Raw genomic sequence first — 19,662 nt, 5'->3', positions numbered from 1 at the left:
CCCACTCCCCACTCCCCACTCCCCACTCCCCACTCCCCACTCCCCACTCCCCACTCCCCACTCCCCACTCCCCACTCCCCACTCCCCACTCCCTACTCCCCACTCCCACCCCGAAAAGGGTTGTGAAATTGGTATAACAATATGGACATAAACCCGATTGACCTGGTTGAGCCGGAAAACGATGAACCCGAAACGTCAGCTAACCGTGAAAAACGCAAAAGTCGTTTAAATAGTGCTGTTGCAATTGCAGTTGCATTGATCGCAACCTTTATAGGAATATGCAAAGTCAAAGACGATAATCTGGTTCAGGCAATGCAGCAAGCTCAAGCAAATAAAGTTGACGATTGGGCGTTATACCAGGCTCGTAATATTCGTGAAGAAATAGCCAAATCTAATGTGACGCAACTCAAATTGCAATCTCTTTCTCAAACTTCTGCGGTGAGGGCTGACTATGAAAAACAGATTGCGGCTTATCAAGTAATTGCTGATAAAGAAGACCAGAAAAAGCAGGAACAGAAGGTAGTCGCCGAAAAAGACCAAACAACCTATGACCAGCTGAATTACCATGACGACCAGTTTGACTTAGCTGATGCCTCCTTATCGCTGTCTGTCTCGCTATTTGCCATCACATCTCTATCTCAGAAAAAATGGTTGTTTTACCTCGCCTTGGTTCCAACTATATTTGGCTTGGTCATGGGGTTATCTGGATTATTAAACTGGCAACTACATCCCGATGCTTTGACCAAATTACTATCCGAAAACTTCTTAGAAAAGCCAGCCGAAAAAAAAATACTGCTTTCCACTCGCATTTCCCCAAATCCCAAAGTCTTGTGAATTGATTGATTAGGAATAAGAATTAAATAACATAGAATTTATGTTCCTGGCTTACCTCACCCTCAATCCCTCTCCTTATAAAGGAGAGGGAAGCTAGAGATAGAATGAAGTTTTGCATTTTATTTAATCCACGTTCCTTAACAAGATTCTGACTCATCCCCACTAGTCCCCATTCCCTACGATAAACTAGGAAAATAAACTTGCGTTAGCTGTACTTAAACTAGTTTGTCTTTATAATGGTTTCTACCTTTCCCAATGCCTCTTCTGTTGACCTATCTCGCATTCGACTGACAATCCGTTCATTGCAACCGCAATTAGTAGAGTGGCGGCGGCGATTGCATCAACAACCAGAGTTGGGTTTTCAAGAAAAACTGACTGCTGAGTTTGTATCACAAAAGCTGCAAGAATGGGGAATTGAGCATCAAACTGGCATTGCCCACACTGGGATTGTTGCCACCATCAAAGGTAGCAAACTTCCCACTCCCCACTCCCCACTCCCGACTCCCCAAGTTTTAGCGATTCGGGCAGATATGGATGCTTTGCCAATCCAAGAACTCAACGAAGTGCCGTACAAATCGCAGCATGATGGAGTGATGCACGCTTGTGGACATGATGGACATACTGCGATCGCTTTAGGTACAGCTTACCATCTCCAGCAGCATCGCCAAGACTTCTCTGGTACTGTGAAAATTATCTTTCAGCCAGCAGAAGAATCACCAGGAGGCGCAAAGCCGATGATTGAAGCTGGAGTTCTGAAAAATCCTGATGTTGACGCGATTATCGGTTTGCACTTGTGGAATAATTTGCCCTTGGGAACAGTGGGTGTACGTGCTGGGGCGTTGATGGCAGCTGTGGAGTGCTTTAACTGCACAATTTTGGGCAAAGGTGGACACGGCGCACTACCCCATCAAACTGTTGACTCGGTGGTAGTTGCTGCCCAAATCGTAAATGCTTTGCAAACCATTGTCGCTCGGAATGTTAATCCCATTGATTCAGCAGTGGTGACAGTGGGCGAACTTCATGCTGGAACCAAGCGGAATGTGATTGCTGATACGGCGAGAATGAGTGCCACTGTCAGATATTTTAATCCGAGTTTGAAAGGCTTTTTTGATCAACGTGTCGAGCAGATTATTGCCGGAATTTGTCAAAGTCAGGGTGCGAATTATGACTTAGAATATTGGTCACTTTATCCACCAGTTATTAATGATATTAAGATAGCAGAATTGGTGCGAACAGTAGCAGAAGAAGTGGTAGAAACCCCGATGGGTATTGTGCCAGAATGCCAAACTATGGCTGCTGAAGATATGTCATTCTTCTTGCAAGAGGTTCCTGGTTGCTATTTCTTTTTAGGTTCTGCGAATCCAGAGAAAGATTTGGCGTATCCCCATCATCATCCCCGGTTTGATTTTGACGAAACCGCCTTGGGAATGGGTGTGGAGATATTTGTGAGATGTGTAGAGAAGTTTTTTAGTTGAGTGGGTGGAAATTAGATGTTTTTTTACCCTGCTTAATTTCCACGCAACTTTCCCAAGAAATTTCTCTGACTTGTCGCATTCGCTCAAAGTCGCTATCAGATGAAACAAGAGTCAGCCCCTTCGGGGAAGTCAAAAGTCAAAAGTCAAAAGTCAAAAATTTACCAAGCCCATAAATAAATTTAGTTGCTCTGAGTCAATAGGTAAATAGACCATGCGGTAGGGGTACAGCAATGCTCATACGTGTCAACTTAACGTAAAACTTATGTCCCACAAGGAACTGAAGTTCCTTGCTAATAGCTCAAGTCAATCTTTAGATGACTTAATAATCTGAGAAGTCTTTAGTCTACTTCAGTAGACTTGGACTAAAAGCCAAAGAAATTTATTTCTGGGCGGGCGTGGAAGTCAACAAGCGATTTCTAGCTTAAGTTGACACCAATGAGCAATGCTGTACCCCTACGACAGATGTGGTTCTAAGACATGAAAACTGCTGTAAATTAGCAGCTTTTTGATGTGAGTTTTGTGCCATAAAGTGCAACTCACCAGCAACAATAACACTGGCTATTCCTAAAATAACTTTTGTAGTCGCAAAAGCAACTAATGCGACTTCAAAACTAACTATTGGAGTCGCAAAAGCAACAAATGTGACTTCAAAACTAACTATTGGAGTCGCAAAAGCAACTAATGTGACTTCAAAACTAACTATTGGAGTCGCAAAAGCAACAAATGCGACTTCAAAACTAACTATTGGAGTCGCAAAAGCAACAAATGCGACTATCACGGTGTAACTTTTGTCCAGATACCCAAGTCATTGGTTGATTATCTCAGAGACTTTTATTAATTTTTGCATATAGCAATTCTCCTGTGGATTTAATACACTTTCTTCTGCAAATCTTCTGTAGCTTGTACCCTGACATCCAATAGTGAAGCTTTATCCTTGTTTTAAAAAATATAATATGACGCGATCGCAGAAGTTGTGTTATAAAAACGGGCAAAGTCTTAGAAAATACGAAAATCTTTACTATGAAGCTTTTTCGGTAAATGCGTAATTTCTACACCAATGGAATCAAATGCTACTTTAAATTATCACATCTTAGGGTTTAATCATCAGTAATCTTTAAAAAATTGAAAAAACTACGCCCACCCAGAAGTCGTCAAAGCAATTCAAGAACAGTCGGCGCGTTTGCTGCACATGTCGGGGACGGATTTTTATTATGAACCGATGGTGGAACTAGCGGAACAATTAGCGATTCGCGCCCCTTTTCCTCAGCCACAGAGTCACACTGGATTTCCCGCAAAAGTATTTTTCACCAATTCCGGGGCAGAATCTAACGAAGGAGCAATCAAACTAGCTCGATATTACAGCAAGCGATCGCTAATCGTAGCTTTTTTAGGTGCATTTCACGGACGCACCTATGGGGCAATGTCTCTTACGGGTTCCAAAACAGTGCAGCGAGCTAATTTTGGGCCTTTAGTTCCTGGGATAACTCATATACCCTACGGCACTCACGCTAGTTTAGATTACTTGGAACAACAGCTATTTAGCACAATTTTACCACCGCAAGAAGTAGCAGCGATCGTAGTTGAACCAATTCAAGGAGAAGGTGGGTATATCGTACCCGAAGATGGATTCTTAAAAAGGATTCGGGATATTTGCGATCGCCACGGTATTCTGATGGTAGTGGATGAAGTGCAATCAGGAATGGGGCGGACTGGTCGCTTATTTGCGATCGAGCATTGGGGTGTGATGCCTGATATTATTACTACAGCCAAAGGTATCGCCAAAAGTCTCTCTCCTTCTAGGAGAGAGATTTAGAGGTTGTTTGAAAAGTAGTTAGCTGTGATTTTAGGCACTTGTTGATCCCCCCTAACCCCCCTTAAAAAGGGGGGAACTGGAATTAAAGTCCCCCAATTTATCGGGGGATTTAGGGGGATCTAGAACGTTTTATTACCGAGAAGAGGACTTTTCAAACATCCTCTTAGAGAGAGGTTTTCCAGATGCCGTGAAAAGCCAGAGAGTTGAGCGAAACAATCCCGATCATTTGATTTTTAACAGATATTTGTGCAAACAAAGTTAATTACATCTGCAAGTCCAGACTGAGTTTTTAAATTAGTAAAAATAAAAGGTTTATCACCGCGCATTTTTTTAGCATCTCGTTCCATCACACTTAAATCTGCACCAACATAGGGTGCAAGATCGGTTTTATTAATCACCAACAAATCAGATTTAGTAATGCCGGGTCCGCCCTTGCGGGGAATTTTATCACCTGCTGCAACATCGATGACGTAAATCGTTAAATCCACCAATTCTGGACTAAAAGTAGCAGCCAAATTATCGCCGCCACTTTCCAAAAATACCAAATCCAAATCGATAAAACGTTCCTCTAACTGTTCAATTGCTGCCAAATTCATCGAAGCATCTTCGCGGATAGCAGTGTGAGGACAACCACCAGTTTCTACACCCAAAATGCGATCGCTTGCCAACGCCTGAGAACGCACTAAAAACTGAGCATCCTCCTGAGTATAAATATCATTCGTCACCACCGCAATCTGATACTGCTCACGCAATCCCTTGCACAAAGCATCCACCAAAGCCGTCTTCCCCGAACCCACTGGACCAGCAACCCCCACTCGAAATGCATTCATTCTTATTTGTCCTTTGTCCTTTGTCCTTTGTCACTTTTCCTTGGAAGATGGTTATTAGTTCTTAGTTTTTGACGAATGACCAATGACAAATGACCAATGACAAATGACTAACTCCTAAACAACCTTGTATACTGCGTTTCATGCTGCATACTCGCCAGTGACAAACCCCAACTACAACAGGCGAGTTGATCATCCTCCAACGCGAGAATTTCCAATGCCACCGCACTAAGTAATGGTTGCAAATCTAGCAATAACTGCTGTCCTGCTGTTTGTCCAAGGGGAATAAGTTTGACGCCAGCAGTAATCAAATTACTTGCCCAACTATGCAGATATCCGAGTAATGCGGCTTTGATACTGATTTGCCAATGGGCAACGGCAATGCCAAAAGCGATCGCATAATTGCAAGGATTACCGACAGCATTGACAATAGGCATAATCTGTGGTTCTAGTTTACCAAGTAATTGGATCAGCGATCGCCCCATCTGCCAACTAGAGGCGCGTAATTCTTCTGTTTCCCTAGCAGCCGATAACCAGAGATTCCAATTGCATAGCGACTCCACATCACCCATTTTTGCAGCTTGCTGCGATCGTACCATCACCGCCGCCTCTAACCGAATTGCCCCGTAGAGCAACTCTGCTTTTAGCCAATCTTTGAGATGTATCTGGTTAGCGATCGTACCATTTTCTACCAACATTTCCAAGCCTTCAGAATAGCTATATGCTCCCACAGGCAAAGCGGGGCTAGCCAGCTGTAAAATACTCAAAAGATGGCTATCACTGAGCATGATAGTGTTGTCCATAAGCTCCCAATTCTGGCTGAAACGGTAAAATTTCTTCTTTAACTTCTAACCCCAGTTGTTCTAACATTGTGCGTAAAACAGAATCTGAGGACAAGCGTAAATAAGTCGGAGTAATTTCTACAGGTATATGACGATTTCCCAAATGGTATGCCGCCCGTAATAATAATAGTGGTGTTTGGGCAAAGGCAGTCAGCACTAGTTCTGGTTTGGCAGTAATTCTGATTAAACTGCTATGGGTTTCTTCTTGCAGAATATCGCCATCATGTAACACAGTTCCTCTGGGTAAATGTAAAAACACAACCTTACCATCTGCCGTTTCAAAGCGATGACGACTGCGGGTACGTTCTTCTGCTGTCAGCGCCAGAGTAAAAGTGACTGCGGCATCGTGATTAGGTGGTTTAAGTTGGGTAAATGTCAGCATACAGAGTTTCGCCTGATCTTCCGCTTTTCATTATGGTTCTAATTTAACGAATTACGAATTACGAATTACGAATTATTTTAAACATCATAGCTGCCTTGCCCGAAGGAAAGATAAAATTAAACAAAGAAAGGCAACCAGCCAAACGGTGACAATCATGAACCAAGCCATTGAGGGAGTACGCTGGACAATTCAGGATTTAGAGGTTCTACCCGAAAATGAGTGGACACGCTATGAAATTATTAATGGAGAACTCTTTGTGACTGGCACTCCTCACCGCCGTCATCAACAAGTTTGTGTTAAAATTTCTCGACAACTCGATGTTTGGTCAGATTCGAGTGGTTTAGGAGAAACAATTGTGGCTCCAGGAGTGATTTTTTCGCAAGCAGATAGCGTCATACCGGATGTAGTTTGGGTAAGTCGAGAACGACTGGCGCAAATTGAAGATCAAGCAGGACATTTGACAGGCGCACCAGAGTTAGTGATAGAGGTTTTATCCCCTGGTAAACAAAATGAATTTCGAGACAAAGAAGCAAAACTGAAACTTTATTCAGTTCAAGGCGTGCGTGAATATTGGATTGTTGATCGCTTCACTCAACAAGTCGAAGTTTATCGGCGAGAAAAAGCACAATTGGTTTTAGTTCCTACTTTGTTAGGCGATGATGAAATTACATCACCACTTTTACCCGGATTTTGTTGTTCTATCCGTTGCTTTTTTCCTGAATAATAACAAATTCGAGAAGATTTATCAGAAGAATTATACGGTTCAGTTAAGGCTTAACTCTTTGTCAAAGTAAATTTTTTTAACGAACCGCGTTCGCGCAGCGTCTCGTAGAGAAGGACGCGAAGGACGCAAAGGAAGAGAAGAAAAAGAAGAAAGAGAAGGAAGAAATGCTTAACTGAACTGTATTGGATTATAACCCTGCGATCGAGGCGTAATTAGGAATAACCCTTTCAAGGTGGGTAAAATTTTGGGCAATAATTCCTCTTTTCTCTGTGTACTCTGCGCCTCTGCGGTTTAAAAGTGATTTATTGAACCACAGAGGCACAGAGGAGGACACTTGCGTGGGCGGGTTTCCCACGCCAGTCCGCACAACAGGGGGAACCCCCGCAAGCGGCTGGCTTGACTTGAGCAAAGTGTCCGTAACGCAGAGAGGAAAGCAAAGATTTTATCAGTCACTTTGAAAGGCTACTCAATTGGTAGTAGTGGGTTGGACAAATCGCTTAATTTCACCACAGGCAATATAGGACTTCCCATCAGGTGCGGTTTTGACTTCATCAACGAGGTAAAGCATTCCTTCCTCACGAACCGATCGCGGAAAACGCATATTCCAATCCGGTTCATATCCGTCGGAAACTACCCTAGCACGCAGCTTGCTGCCATCTTTGACACACTGAACTAAAATGCTGTCCCCTACACTGTCAGTTGTGGCCAGATCGGCGGCACTAGCAGGGCCTTTGGAAGCTTTGCCTGTGTTAGTTAGATTCGATTGTCTAGGGGCAACGAAGATGTCTGCTTTACCGGGTTGAGCAAAACGGGTGATATTACCACGTACACGGTAGAAAGTGCGATCGCTTGAGAGTTCCAGTCCTTCAACAACATAGCGTCCTCCCTCGGCACGAATGGCGCGAGGAAACTGGATGTTTTTGGTTGAATCGTAGACTTCGGACATGACTTTGATCCGCAGTTTACCCCCTTCACGAACGCAGTACAATTCAACACCTGAACCGACTTCATTCACAATCGGTATCGTGTACACTTCATCGCCAGCAGTGACACCGCGACCCACAAGATCGCTGCGATTGCGCGTCATCGTCTGGTAAGACTGATCCCGCATCTCTTTACGTCCGGCATTGCCTAGAGCTTTTTGGGCGATCCGACCTGCAAAATACTCAAGCTGATCGATCTCTTCAGCAATTTCAAAATTCTCGTTCAACCCTTTATCTCGCAAATCTTTCACAAGCGCCCGCAGGGTTTGTTCAGCTTCCTGATGCTTGCCATGTTCAGCTAGATTCAGTCCAATTTCTTTAGCCTTAGCGATCGTCAGGCGACTCAGTTCAATAATGATCTGGCTCGTAGAGGCAAAAGCTGCTTCCTCAACAGTGCCAACTTTGGCGACGATATCTACTCTACCTGATACGGTTTGAATCAGGTCATCTTGCACAACATCGGCGCTGTAATGCAGTTTCATCACAGGTAACTCACCAATTTGAGCGCTTGATATCAGCAAACTCAAACCCAGAAGTTTGTCTTCGCCCTCATAAAGCTCTCCCAAGGTGAGGACAGCTTGAGAAGCCTCATTCTGGCTAACTTTAGCAAGACTTAAGGTATCAACAAGGCTGACACCATCAGCCAACTCAAGTGTCACCTTCAGGTTTTGTCCCACTACTGCTCTGAGACTGTCTAGCTCAATACTAAACACTTCTGTTGCTTCGTCGATGCTTTGAATGAAGTAGAAGTTGCCCGTGGCGGCTCTTGCCATCCCAATCAGCAGGTCTTCATTGAAACCCTGAGCAAAACCTAACGTAGTTGTGATAATGCCTTCCTCAGCCTTTTGCCCCGATGTCGCCGTAAGTATCTTCGGGTCTTGAATGCCCATATTGGCGTGACCATCGGTAAGCAGGAGAACACGATTTATTTTTTGCGGATCAAGTCGCGTCTTTACATGTTCACAGCCTTTGAGCCATCCCCCCGATAAGTTGGTAATACCGCCGGCTCTAACCTTGCGGATAGAATTTTTCAGTGCAGCCTTGTTAGTCACAGCTTGGGGTGGCACAACGCTATCCACTTCATCGTCGTAAACAACTACTGAGAGAATGTCATCTGGCTCAAGTTGATCCACCACAGACTCAGCGGCTTTGAGTGCGTGATGCAAAGGAGCGCCAGCCATAGAGCCGGAACGGTCAATTACCAGAGAAAGGTTAAGGTGACGTCGGGGAGATTCAGCTACCTCAGCCCGAAAACGTAGCAGAATATTAGTCTTTAATGATGATCCTGCGGGGAGGATAGACTGGTCAAATTCGTAACTTGTCTTAATCATTTTTTATATCGCTCAAAATTGTTTGTTATCAGCCACAATCCTGATGATGCTGGGACAGGAAGCGCTCTTTTTAGTTTACCCAGAAATCAGTTTATTCAGTATCACAATAAAATTTAATGTCATATTTTATAGTTATGGCATCTCACCAGCGTAGGCAAAGCCCGTCGTAGACATCGCTCCTTCGGAATCCTTCCCTACTCCCCACTCCCCACTCCCCACTCCCCACTCCCTACTTCCACAACTGAAAGGCGATCGCACTGGTCACAATTGCGGGAAACTGAAAGCAGATATATTAGGAGAGGAGAACCTAATGAGTTGGACTAAAGTTCTTGCAGTCGAAGCACTTTCCCCAGGTACGCGAGAAGTAGTGAAAGTTGGTAATCGGAAAATTCTGCTTTTGAATCACGAAAGTCAGCTTTATGCTGTAGATAACACCTGTCCTCACATGAAATTACCACTGAAAAGTGGGAAAATCACTGAAAGTGGGGCAATTGTTTGTTCCTTCCATCACAGTGCTTTTGACCTGCGGACTGGTGAGGTAGAAGACTGGTGTTCCTGGCCACCTGGTGTAGGTAAATTACTCTCGTTGGTTTCACAACCAAAGCCACTGCCAGTATTTCCAATTCGTGTGGAAGAAGGCAGTATTTGGGTTGATGTGCAAGAGGGATAGCACCCTCTCACTGAATTTACCGAAACAGTGGTGAATGAATGGGGAGTAGGGAGTAGGGAGTAGGGAGTAGGGAAACTAAGCTGCTTAACATCGGGGAGCCAGTCTCGTGGGCGGGTTTCCCGACTTGAGAGAACTGGCATCGGGGTTTCAACCTACCTTGAAAAATAGGGATTTTTTCGCTTAACCCTTCGGCAGAGCTACAGGCATCGCATCGGGCGAGGCTTAAAACCAACTTTTCTATCTCTAGTTTTCTCTTTTGTTCCCCACTCCCCACTCCCCACTCCCTACTCCCCACTCCCGCCTCGAAAGGGCTGGTAAAAAAAGCAATAAAAACCCCAGCTAAACTCATCGGCTGGGGTTTCTATCAAAATTGACCTATTTCAAAGATATAGGAACCATTGAATCAATAGAACATCTTCTCAGAAGTTTGAACGCTTTATTGTGATATAATGTTGGGTTGTGTGTTGCCATTGTCAGCTTCTATGGAAGCTGTAGCACTTTGAGATTGACCTAAATTAACTTTGAATACCTTGCTCTGCTCTTGCTCCAGTTTGGGTAAAGTCAAAATTAAAATCCCATCTTTCAGGTCTGCCTTAACTTGTTGATTCTGAACTTTGGTTGGCAGAGCAATTACTCTGGTGAAGTTGCCATACCGGAATTCTGAATGAACTTTAGCGTTAGATTGGGAATGTTTTTCGTAACGATGCTCACCAGCAATCGAAACTGCATCTTGAGTAACTTGAACATCCAGGTCTTTACCTTCCACGCCTGGAATCTCAACTCTTAATAGCAACTCGGAACCATTGTCAGATAATTCCACAGCAGGAACCCACGCTGTTCTCGGTGATGGAGAAATCTCGGAGTTGCCGCGCTCGGCTGCTGTAAGCTCAGAGAATAGTTGATCCATTTGACGACGCAGAATCTCCATTTCACGCAATGGTTCCCAACGAATGAATGCCATATCTCAATCTCTCCTTAACTTTCTAATTCAAGTTTGGGTAATCAAACAAAGTTTAGAGGTATTTAGAGGTTTCAGATATTTAAGCAATTATCGAACCTCTAGTTTTTTCGAGAAGAGCTTTGTTTCTTCTCTCTAGTAAGTAATTTAATAAAATAAAAATCTAAAAACAGTTGGGTAAACCGTACAGACATAGGTTGGATTTACCGTATAAAACAAAAAAAGCAGGACTTACCCAAACAATAGCCGAAAAGAATGATTTTCTTCTTAGGGGCAATTCATGAATTGCCCCAGAGCGTATGTTATCGCGGGTTTAATGGCTGGGGAGTTGATGCCATTACCAATCGGATCGAATCAGCACGGTGTATGGGCGATATCCGCTTTGCTGTATCTTTGTATTCCGAGCTTGCGTCACAGAGATTTGGCAGTATTAACTAGTTATCCTACTTCATCTGCAACTTTTCCATACACGCGGCGCTGAAGTATGGTGGTAAGATACGATAATTTTATTTACAATCTTATAACAGAGTTTTGCTTTCTGATTTCATGTTTAGTTTGATTCAATAATTTATTCCTGTAACTTAGTAACTGATATGAATGCTCAAAAAATAAAAATTTTACTAGTTGATAATAATCTAGACAATTTATATTTTTTATCAGACATCCTCCAACACCAAGGTTATCAGGTGCAAAGTGCCATTTCTGGACAATTAGCAATCAATATGGCGCTGGCTTCTCCCCCTGATTTGATTTTGCTAGACGTTCTCATGTCAGAGATGGATGGTTATGAAGTTTGTCAACATTTGAAAGCTAACCAGAAAACTCAAGAGATTCCGATCATTTTTTTCGGTGTTTTAGATGAATTATCTGAAAAAATAAACGTTTTTGATTTAGGCGATATTGACTATATTACTCAACCATTCCAAACTAAAGAAGTTTTATTACGCATCCAAAATCAACTGACTCTCCAAAGGCTGAAAAAACAGTTTAAAGAACAAAATGCCCAACTGCAACAGGAGATTAAAGAGCGTCAACGGGTTGCTGTTGAGTTAAATATTCGGAACAAACAATTAGAAGAGATTTCCCAACAAATTCCTGTTAGCATTGGCACAGCCTGTTGTAAAGAAGTTTACCAAAGCGATCGCTACCCCAACGCCAAGGGCGATCGCCTTTTAGTCGAAGCCGCATTGAAAAAGAGTGAAAGTCAATATCGCCAGTTAGTGGAGACATCCCAGGATATGATCTGGTCGGTGGATATTGATGGACTAATTACCTTTGTCAACCCGGCAGTCAAGCAGATTTATGGCTACGAACCCCAGGAAATGATCGGGCGTACCTTGACTGATTTTATCTCGCCTACACAAGTTGCTCAAGATAAAGTAGCCTTTGAGCGTGTTTTTCTCTTAAAGCCGATCTTTCAGCATGAAACTACCTGTGTCGCTAAAGATGGTACTTTACTTTATCTAATGTTTAATGCGATCGCCTTACGCAACGAAGAGGGTCTGGTTATAGGCATGACAGGTACTGCTAGTAATATTACACAGCGTCGAGGAGTAGAAAAATTACTCCAAGAAAGCGCGATTAAGCTCCGCAATCATAACCTAGTGCTAACCCAACTGGCACAAAATCAGACGCTTTATCAGGGTGACTTGAAAGCAGCTTTGAGTAAAATCACAGAAACAGCTGTCCAAAATATTGGAGTGGAACGAACTAGTATCTGGCTGTATGACGAAACAAGCATGAAAATTGAGTGTTTTGACTTATTTGAGGCCAGTCGCAATCAACATAGCCAAGGACTTTCCTTAGTAGTAGCAGACTATCCAGCTTATTTTGCAGCTTTGCAGCAAAACCAACCAATCGCCGCAGATGATGCCCATAACGATCCCAGAACTAGAGAATTTTCGGCATTTTACTCAAGATTAAACATTACTTCCATACTCGATACACCTATTAGGCTAGAGGGCAAGACCGTAGGAGTTTTATGTCTGGAGGCAGTGGGAGTTACTCATCATTGGACGCTAGAAGACCAAAATTTCGCTCGCTCTCTGGGCAATTTAACATCTTTGGTGTTGGAGGCAAAAGAACGCCAACGCGCAGAAGCAGCACGACGGGCTTCTGAAGAAAAGTTAGCATCAGCTTTTCGGTCATCTCCCGATCCAATAGCCTTAATTACTGTTCGCAACAAACGCTACATCGAAGTTAACGATAGCTTTTGTCGGTTTTTTGGTTATTCTCGTTCTCAGGTGATTGATCGCACCGATCAAGAATTGCATATTTGGGCGAATCCAGAAGAATATAATTTCCTCGCCCAGATGCTGCAAAAAACAAAAGCCATCCGCAATTACGAGGTTGATGTCTGCACTTCAACCGGAGAAATTAGGACGACACTGTTTAGTGCGGAAATGATCGAGATTGATGGACAATGGTACGTACTGGGCACAGCGAAAGATATTACTGAACGCAAGCAGGCAGAAAATGAAAGCCGTTTGCTACTGTTGACAACCCAAGCGATCGCTCGCGCCAGTGATGTCAATAGCGCTTTAGCAGTGGTCTTGCGCTTAATTTGTCACACCATTGGCTGGGATTTTGGTGAAGCATGGATACCTAATAAAGATGGTACTGTTTTAGAACACAGTCTGAGCTGGTACGGTGAGGACAGTAGTTTAGCAGAATTCTGCCGCCAAAGCCAAACTGTGAAATTTGCTCTGGGATTGGGACTACCAGGAAGAGTTTGGCAAAGCCAGGAAGCAGAATGGATAGAAGATGTTTCGCAAGTTACAGAGCCAGTTTTTTTGCGTAGGCGTAGCCCAACCCAGGCATCGCCACAAGCCGCAAAGGTAGGATTAAAAGCTAGTTTTGGTGTTCCCATACTGGCTGGAAACCAAGTATTAGCTGTTTTAGTGTTTTTTAAACGTAGCTCAGGATTGGTAGATAGACGTTTGCTCTTGCTAGTCAGTGCTGTTGCGGCTCAGTTAGGTGGGTTGATTGAGCGCAAAACTCTAGAACAAGAACTAGCACTCAGAGAAGCTCGCCTGAATGCCTTTTTTAGCAGCGCTCCCGTCGGCATGAACATTGTAGATAACCAGCTGCGGTTTGTGCAAATCAACCAATTACTGGCGGAGATTAATGGACTACCTCAACAAGATCATATTGGCAAGACCATCTATGAAGTCTTACCCCACATGGCCTCCCTAGTGGAACCAATCTATCAACAGGTTTTGTTGACTGGTCAACCCATTCTCAATCAAGAATTAAGCAGCGCATCAATTAAACAACCAGATATTATCCGCCACTTCTTAGCTTCTTATTTTCCGATTCCTGGTGAGGACGATCGCCCCTCTGGTATAGGCAGTGTTTTAGTAGAAATTAGCTATCGCAAACGTGTTGAACAAGAATTACGTTTAGCCAACGAACGCCTGCAATATCTGCTCACCTCCAGCCCTGTAGTCATTTATAGCAGCAAAACATCAGAAGATTTTAGCACTACCTTTATCAGTGAGAACATTAAAGCAATGGTGGGCTACGAAGCGCGGGAATTTATCGAGGATTCCAGTTTTTGGCTTCAGCACGTCCACCCCCAAGATATTGAACTGATCTCAGAAAAATTTAACGAGCTTGTTGAGCAGGAGTACATCTCCTACGAATACCGGTGGTTACACGCTGACGGAACTTATCACTGGTTTTACGAAAAGATGAGGTTAATCCGTGACGAAGCTGATTACCCGATAGAATGCGTTGGTTATTGGGCAGATATTAACGATCGCAAATTGGCCGAATTAGCTTTGCAGTCAGGTCAACAGCGATATCAACTTCTAGCAGAAGCCTCACCAGCTTGTATATTTCACGCAGATATAGATGGCAATATTTTATATTTTAATCAACGCTGGAGTGAGATTACTGGATGCAGTTTAGAAGAGTCTCTGGGAACAGCTTGGGTAAATGCTGTACATCCAGACGACCGCGAGCAGCTATTGTTGGTATGGAATCAAGCAAGAGCCGCTAAAAAAATGTATAAGTACGAACATCGCTTCTGGCGTGATGATAGTACGGTCGTCTGGGTAATTGCTCAAGCATTGCCAGAATTTGGAGATGATGGAGAAATTAAAGGTTACATCGGTACAATTACAGATATTACCGAGAGAAAATTGGCAGAAGAAGCATTACGGGAGAGTGCAGAACGAGAAAGAGCGATCGCCCAAGTAATTCAAAGGATGCGCCAAACACTGGATTTAGAGACGATATTTGCGGCTACAACCCAAGAATTACGGCAAGTACTCAATTGCGATCGGGTTGTTGTCTATCGTTTCAATCCTCACTGGAGTGGCGAATTTCTCTCCGAGTCGGTAGGTAATGGTTGGATTTCTCTGATTGAAGAACACAAAAATCACCCTGATCTCACAGAAGGTGTCTTCCAAGATGGCCATTGCCTAGCAAAAATTTTGGCTAGCGCGGATAACCAGGTGCAAGATCCGAATCTGCAAGCAACACCAGGTGCAAATTTCCTCTGTGTCCCAGACATTTACAACGCTGGGTTTCATCCTGCTTATGTCAATTTCTTAGAGCGCTTTCAGGCTAAAGCCTACATTATTGTCCCGATTTTATATGGTAGTCAGCTTTGGGGATTACTAGCGAGTTATCAAAATTCCGCTCCCCGTCAATGGAAACCAGAAGAAGTCAACATCGTAGTTCAAATTGGCAATCAGTTGGGTGTTGCTTTTGGGCAGGCACAATTGCTAGCGCAAACCCAAACGCAGTCACAAGCATTGCAAGAAGCTGTGATCATTGCTGATGCTGCCAACCGCGCCAAAAGCGAATTCCTTGCCAACATGAGCCACGAATTACGTACCCCACTCAACGCTATTCTCGGTTTTACCCAAGTGATGAGCCACGATCGTGCTTTATCTACAGAACATCAGCAAAATCTAACAATCATCAATCGTGCTGGCGAACATCTCCTCAACTTAATTAACGACATTTTGGAAATGTCTAAAATCGAAGCTGGCAGAATAACATTAAATCTCAACAGTTTTGACTTAATTCGCCTCTTGGAAAACCTCGAAGAGATGTTGCGCTTCCGGGCCACCTCCAAAGGATTAGAATTAGTCTTTGAATATACATCTCGCCTCCCCCAATACATCCAAGCTGACGAAAGTAAACTGCGTCAAGTCTTGCTTAACCTCTTGGGAAATGCAATCAAATTTACCGATACTGGAAGGGTGACGCTGCGAGTGGGAATGGAGCAGGGGGAGATGAGGGAGCAGGGGGAGCAAAATCTTTCTTATCCCCCTCATCCCCCTCATCCCCCTCATCCCCCTCATCCCCCTCATCTCTCCTTCGAGGTACAAGACACTGGTCGCGGTATTGCCCCACAAGAAATTGACTTGCTGTTTGAAGCTTTTGGGCAAACTGAAACTGGAAGGAAATCGCAACAGGGAACAGGACTAGGTTTAGCAATTAGTCGCAAATACGTACAATTAATGGGGGGAAATATTAGCGTCTCCAGCATTATTGGCGAGGGAAGTAAATTTGCTTTTAATATTCAAATTGGTCTAGCCGCAGCCAGCGAAATCCAGATCAAACAAACTAGACGCCAAGTTATGAGTTTAGCGCCCGCTCAAAGCGAATACCGCATTTTGGTGGTTGATGACTCCATAGACAGCCGTTTAGTGCTAATCAAAATTCTGACATCTATTGGTTTTGCAGTCCAGGAAGCAACAAATGGCACTGAAGCGATCGCACTTTGGCAGACATGGCAACCACACCTAATCTTAATGGATATGCGGATGCCGATTATGGACGGCTATGAAGCCACAAAAGTTATTAAAGCTAGAGAAGAAACCTCAATTCCAAATCACAAGACCATTATCATCGCCTTAACTGCTAATGCCTTTGAGGAACAGCGAGAGGCAATGATCAAAGCGGGTTGTGATGATTATATTAATAAGCCTTTCCGCGAGGAACTATTACTAGAGAAATTGAGCGAATATTTAGGAGTTCAATATATTTATCAAGAAGAAAGCTATCAGATAGCAGATGCAAGGCAACAGGAAATAGAATCAACGTTGACGCTTACGGATTTAGTGACTCTATTATCTGAAATGTCGCCTGAATGGATGAAACAGGTGTACACTGCCGCAGCCCAATGCAGTGATGACTTGATTTTAGAATTGATTGAGCAAATCCCTTCTGAAAATGCTGCACTACGAAATTTTATCAAGAATTTCGCTCATGATTTCCAGTTTGAGAAAATTATGGAATTGACTAGCAAGTGTTGAAGGGATAAAAACTCAGAGGGTTAGCGCATCTCATAACTCAGGCAATTTATGAGAAACTAGAAGATATTACAAAAAAATAATTTATGTTAGGTCTGGAAAGAATTACATTTAATCCTCACATTATGGCGGGACAAGCGTGCATTCGCGGGATGCGGATTCCAGTTTCATTGGTGGTTAATTTGGTAGCTAATGGCAAACCTGTAGAGGAGATTTTAGAAGAATATCCTGATTTAGAACCAGAGGATATTCGTCAATCTTTACTTTACGCAGCTTGGTTAACTCAAGAACGGGTTTATCCCTTCAAAACGGCTTAATTAAGTAAAATGAAATTTTTAGCTGATATGGGAATTTCTCTACGCACTGTCTCTTGGTTGCGTAATGCTGGTTATGATGTGGTACATTTGCGCGATGAAGGGTTGCAAAGACTACCAGATAATCAGATTTTAGTGAAAGCTCGTACAGAAGCGAGGATTTTATTAACTGTAGATTTCGATTTTGCCCAACTTTTAGCCACTAGTGGGGATAATTTACCCAGTGTAATTTTGTTTAGATTAGGAAATGAAAATTACAACGCAATTAATGAGCGTTTGACAGAAGTTTTAAGGGAATGTCAGGCAGATTTAGAAGTAGGGACAATTATTTCTGTCAGTGATGAAACTTTCCGGGTAAGGCGATTACCTATATAAGTTAAGTTGATTCATTGTTAGTGTAGCTTAACGTAGCGATACCTGCGGCGGGCTTCGCCTACGCACGGTGGAGATTTCGCAGGCATCCGCGATCGCTCTTTTTAACGAACTACAGAGGCGCAGAGAAAGAAGAGGGCGATCGCAAAGGGTCATTTAAGCCACTGATTTTATGTATATTATAAGATAAATGAAGTTAAGTCGTTTATTATTTATATTTCATCCAATGATAATTAAAAAATTAACAAAGCATGATGCAGAAGATTATAGTCAAATCAGATTAGAAGCTTTATATAACAATCCAGATTCATTTGGCACAATGTATCATGAAGAAGCAATTCAGACAATAGATCAATTTCGGGATAGAATTCCAGTAGATAACAATAATTTTATCTTAGGCTGCTTTGAGGATAAAGAGTTAATTGGAATAGTCGCATTTCATCAAGAATCAAGAATAAAAGTCAGACATAAAGCCTATATTCGTAGTATGTATGTTCAACAAGAATATCGAGGAAAAGGTATAGGTAAATTATTACTGAATGAATTAATTGAAAGAGCAAAGGGAATTAACGAGATAGAAATATTATTACTTGATGTTGTTACAACTAATCTCTCAGCAAAACAACTTTATTTGTCATTTGGCTTTCAAATATATGGAATAGAGGAAATGGCGTATAAATTTAATAATCAATATTTTGATATGCAGTCTATGTATTTACAGATAAAATAATTTTTTGGGTATTTTTTGTCTAAGTTCCACTAACTATATTGTGCCTATATTTATAAATTGCCCAATTTCAAGCTTATACCAATTTAAAAAAGAGTGCAACAGATGGATTGACATAATCGAAATACAGAAAGTGATTCAGCAACGCCAAAATCTAAAATCCAAAATCCAAAATGCTATTAGATTAACAACCAACTACTCATAGTTTTTAATATCTTCTTTGCGTGAGGTAATATAGCAAAAAAAATATAATACTGTTAGTTAATTTAATTATTTTGCAAAATAATTCTGCAAATGAATGAAAAATCTGTATGTGAATTTGCTATATACATTGATGATTCTGGAAGTCCAAAGCCAGACCCTAAAGACCAATATCCATTCTTTGCTATGGGTGGTGTCTTAATCAAAAGGAACGATGAGCAAATCATTAAACAATTAGTATCTGAGTTCAAAAGTCGCTGGTCTATTCCTCAAGAACAACCCTTGCACGGTAATGAAATACTCTCTCGAAAAAAAGGCTTTGCTTGGTTAGGAAAAATTTCAAAAACCGAGCAAAATCTATTTTGGGAAGACTTGACACTTACTATCATCAGTTGTCCAATAATTGTTCATGCCTGTGTTATATCTCGTCAAGGATATCTTAATCGTTATCTTGAAAAGTATGGTGAGGAAACTTGGGAGATGATGAAAACTGCATTCTCTATTGTAGTTGAACGTACTGCCAAGTATGCTGGGATCAATAATGGTAGTCTGATGGTTTATTTTGAAGCAGCAGGAAAAAATGAAAATACCCTACTTAAGCAATACTTTCATGATTTAAGAGCAAAAGGAAATCCTTTTGATGCTAATAGATCCGATAAATATTCACCTTTATCTAGTGAAGATTTATCAAACCTACTACGTGGAATAGACAGTAAAACAAAGGCAAACGCAATCATGCAGATTGCCGATTTATGTTTGTATCCCATAGTTCGCAGCAAGGACAATGCTGATAACCAAGCATTTTTGTATCTTAAAAATGCTAATCTCCTTGTGGATTGCCGCTTGACACAGAATCAGATTAATACTTTAGGAATTAAGTACTATTGCTTTGACAACCCCTAAAAACAACAAAAGCGCCTTGTTAGCGGTTTATGAT

General features: G+C 42.3%; 18 protein-coding genes and 1 pseudogene. 10 read left to right on the top strand and 9 right to left on the bottom strand.

Going from position 1 to position 19,662, the window contains the following annotated elements; genetic code table 11:
• The first annotated feature begins 141 nt into the window (after positions 1-141).
• Both V7K27_RS29365 and V7K27_RS29360 read left to right on the top strand, forming a co-directional pair.
• The gene (locus V7K27_RS29365; protein ID WP_334951988.1) at positions 142-834 is read left to right on the top strand and encodes a DUF4337 domain-containing protein; all 693 of its coding nucleotides are present in this window, start codon (positions 142-144) and stop codon (positions 832-834) included.
• Between the two features lie 236 nt (positions 835-1,070).
• Entirely contained in the window at positions 1,071-2,309 is a 1,239-nt protein-coding gene (locus V7K27_RS29360) for a M20 family metallopeptidase (protein WP_334951986.1), read from the top strand.
• On the opposite strand, the gene V7K27_RS29355 is transcribed toward V7K27_RS29360, so the two are convergent.
• On the bottom strand, positions 2,302-2,442 hold the full coding sequence (locus V7K27_RS29355; protein ID WP_334951984.1) for a hypothetical protein: 141 nt from the start codon (positions 2,440-2,442) through the stop codon (positions 2,302-2,304). The two genes, V7K27_RS29360 and V7K27_RS29355, sit on opposite strands and share 8 nt — an antisense overlap.
• A 288-nt stretch (positions 2,443-2,730) precedes the next feature.
• Entirely contained in the window at positions 2,731-3,087 is a 357-nt protein-coding gene (locus V7K27_RS29350; protein WP_334951982.1) for a hypothetical protein, read from the bottom strand.
• 354 nt (positions 3,088-3,441) lie between these two features.
• Here V7K27_RS29350 and V7K27_RS29345 point away from each other — a divergent pair.
• A pseudogene (locus V7K27_RS29345) lies at positions 3,442-4,098 on the top strand (aminotransferase class III-fold pyridoxal phosphate-dependent enzyme); the annotation flags it as partial.
• Positions 4,099-4,355: 257 nt separating this feature from the next.
• On the opposite strand, the gene ureG reads toward V7K27_RS29345, so the two are convergent.
• The 3 genes from ureG to ureE form a co-directional block, all read right to left on the bottom strand.
• Positions 4,356-4,952 carry an urease accessory protein UreG gene (gene ureG / locus V7K27_RS29340; protein WP_100901384.1) on the bottom strand — a complete coding sequence of 199 codons (597 nt, stop codon included), beginning with the start codon at positions 4,950-4,952 and terminating at the stop codon, positions 4,356-4,358.
• A gap of 107 nt (positions 4,953-5,059) precedes the next feature.
• Positions 5,060-5,752 (bottom strand): urease accessory protein UreF, encoded by a 693-nt coding sequence (locus V7K27_RS29335; protein ID WP_334951980.1) that lies wholly within the window; start codon positions 5,750-5,752, stop codon positions 5,060-5,062.
• Positions 5,727-6,173, bottom strand: coding sequence for an urease accessory protein UreE (gene ureE, locus V7K27_RS29330; RefSeq protein ID WP_334951978.1), 447 nt, complete (start codon positions 6,171-6,173; stop codon positions 5,727-5,729). Before ureE ends, V7K27_RS29335 begins: the two co-directional genes overlap by 26 nt.
• Positions 6,174-6,327: 154 nt before the next feature.
• Here ureE and V7K27_RS29325 point away from each other — a divergent pair, with 154 nt between their 5' ends.
• Positions 6,328-6,897 carry a Uma2 family endonuclease gene (locus V7K27_RS29325; RefSeq protein ID WP_334951976.1) on the top strand — a complete coding sequence of 190 codons (570 nt, stop codon included), beginning with the start codon at positions 6,328-6,330 and terminating at the stop codon, positions 6,895-6,897.
• Between the two features lie 466 nt (positions 6,898-7,363).
• Here V7K27_RS29325 and V7K27_RS29320 read toward each other — a convergent pair whose 3' ends face one another.
• Positions 7,364-9,211, bottom strand: coding sequence for a vWA domain-containing protein (locus tag V7K27_RS29320; protein WP_334951975.1), 1,848 nt, complete (start codon positions 9,209-9,211; stop codon positions 7,364-7,366).
• 132 nt (positions 9,212-9,343) lie between these two features.
• The gene (locus tag V7K27_RS29315; RefSeq protein WP_334951974.1) at positions 9,344-9,469 is read right to left on the bottom strand and encodes a hypothetical protein; all 126 of its coding nucleotides are present in this window, start codon (positions 9,467-9,469) and stop codon (positions 9,344-9,346) included.
• A 52-nt stretch (positions 9,470-9,521) separates the two neighbouring features.
• Between V7K27_RS29315 and V7K27_RS29310 the strand changes: the two genes are divergently transcribed.
• The gene (locus tag V7K27_RS29310; protein WP_334951973.1) at positions 9,522-9,881 is read left to right on the top strand and encodes a Rieske (2Fe-2S) protein; all 360 of its coding nucleotides are present in this window, start codon (positions 9,522-9,524) and stop codon (positions 9,879-9,881) included.
• A gap of 16 nt (positions 9,882-9,897) precedes the next feature.
• Here the strand turns inward: V7K27_RS29310 and V7K27_RS29305 are convergent, their stop codons facing one another.
• Both V7K27_RS29305 and V7K27_RS29300 read right to left on the bottom strand, forming a co-directional pair.
• Positions 9,898-10,155 carry a hypothetical protein gene (locus V7K27_RS29305; RefSeq protein WP_334951972.1) on the bottom strand — a complete coding sequence of 86 codons (258 nt, stop codon included), beginning with the start codon at positions 10,153-10,155 and terminating at the stop codon, positions 9,898-9,900.
• A 162-nt stretch (positions 10,156-10,317) separates the two neighbouring features.
• A complete protein-coding gene (locus V7K27_RS29300) occupies positions 10,318-10,842 on the bottom strand; it encodes an Hsp20/alpha crystallin family protein (RefSeq protein WP_334951971.1) in 525 nt (174 codons plus the stop codon).
• 590 nt (positions 10,843-11,432) lie between these two features.
• Here V7K27_RS29300 and V7K27_RS29295 point away from each other — a divergent pair.
• From V7K27_RS29295 to V7K27_RS29275, 5 genes are all read left to right on the top strand, one after another.
• Positions 11,433-17,114 carry a PAS domain S-box protein gene (locus V7K27_RS29295; protein WP_334951969.1) on the top strand — a complete coding sequence of 1,894 codons (5,682 nt, stop codon included), beginning with the start codon at positions 11,433-11,435 and terminating at the stop codon, positions 17,112-17,114.
• A gap of 83 nt (positions 17,115-17,197) precedes the next feature.
• Positions 17,198-17,428, top strand: a complete 231-nt coding sequence (locus tag V7K27_RS29290; RefSeq protein ID WP_196515084.1) for a DUF433 domain-containing protein — start codon at positions 17,198-17,200, stop codon at positions 17,426-17,428.
• A gap of 9 nt (positions 17,429-17,437) precedes the next feature.
• Complete coding sequence (locus V7K27_RS29285) at positions 17,438-17,800, top strand: DUF5615 family PIN-like protein (RefSeq protein WP_334951967.1); 363 nt, start codon at positions 17,438-17,440, stop codon at positions 17,798-17,800.
• Positions 17,801-17,987: 187 nt separating this feature from the next.
• Positions 17,988-18,527, top strand: a complete 540-nt coding sequence (locus V7K27_RS29280; RefSeq protein ID WP_334951966.1) for a GNAT family N-acetyltransferase — start codon at positions 17,988-17,990, stop codon at positions 18,525-18,527.
• Positions 18,528-18,818: 291 nt separating this feature from the next.
• Positions 18,819-19,628, top strand: a complete 810-nt coding sequence (locus tag V7K27_RS29275; RefSeq protein WP_334951965.1) for a DUF3800 domain-containing protein — start codon at positions 18,819-18,821, stop codon at positions 19,626-19,628.
• Positions 19,629-19,662 lie beyond the last annotated feature (34 nt).

This window comes from Nostoc sp. (assembly GCF_036919575.1).
Lineage (GTDB): Bacteria > Cyanobacteriota > Cyanobacteriia > Cyanobacteriales > Nostocaceae > Nostoc.
Note: the sequence above shows the minus strand (reverse complement) of the source record. Positions and strands in the feature narration are given on the sequence as shown.

Excerpts from the sequence above, each read along its gene's own strand:
- V7K27_RS29275 (WP_334951965.1), top strand. The coding sequence starts at position 18,819 with ATGAATGAAAAATCTGTATGTGAATTTGCTATATACATTGATGATTCT.
- ureE (WP_334951978.1), bottom strand. The coding sequence starts at position 6,173 with ATGCTGACATTTACCCAACTTAAACCACCTAATCACGATGCCGCAGTC.
- V7K27_RS29360 (WP_334951986.1), top strand. The coding sequence starts at position 1,071 with ATGGTTTCTACCTTTCCCAATGCCTCTTCTGTTGACCTATCTCGCATT.
- V7K27_RS29365 (WP_334951988.1), top strand. The coding sequence starts at position 142 with ATGGACATAAACCCGATTGACCTGGTTGAGCCGGAAAACGATGAACCC.
- V7K27_RS29290 (WP_196515084.1), top strand. The coding sequence starts at position 17,198 with ATGTTAGGTCTGGAAAGAATTACATTTAATCCTCACATTATGGCGGGA.
- V7K27_RS29295 (WP_334951969.1), top strand. The coding sequence starts at position 11,433 with ATGAATGCTCAAAAAATAAAAATTTTACTAGTTGATAATAATCTAGAC.
- V7K27_RS29320 (WP_334951975.1), bottom strand. The coding sequence starts at position 9,211 with ATGATTAAGACAAGTTACGAATTTGACCAGTCTATCCTCCCCGCAGGA.
- V7K27_RS29300 (WP_334951971.1), bottom strand. The coding sequence starts at position 10,842 with ATGGCATTCATTCGTTGGGAACCATTGCGTGAAATGGAGATTCTGCGT.
- ureG (WP_100901384.1), bottom strand. The coding sequence starts at position 4,952 with ATGAATGCATTTCGAGTGGGGGTTGCTGGTCCAGTGGGTTCGGGGAAG.
- V7K27_RS29285 (WP_334951967.1), top strand. The coding sequence starts at position 17,438 with ATGAAATTTTTAGCTGATATGGGAATTTCTCTACGCACTGTCTCTTGG.
- V7K27_RS29280 (WP_334951966.1), top strand. The coding sequence starts at position 17,988 with ATGAAGTTAAGTCGTTTATTATTTATATTTCATCCAATGATAATTAAA.
- V7K27_RS29325 (WP_334951976.1), top strand. The coding sequence starts at position 6,328 with ATGAACCAAGCCATTGAGGGAGTACGCTGGACAATTCAGGATTTAGAG.
- V7K27_RS29310 (WP_334951973.1), top strand. The coding sequence starts at position 9,522 with ATGAGTTGGACTAAAGTTCTTGCAGTCGAAGCACTTTCCCCAGGTACG.
- V7K27_RS29335 (WP_334951980.1), bottom strand. The coding sequence starts at position 5,752 with ATGGACAACACTATCATGCTCAGTGATAGCCATCTTTTGAGTATTTTA.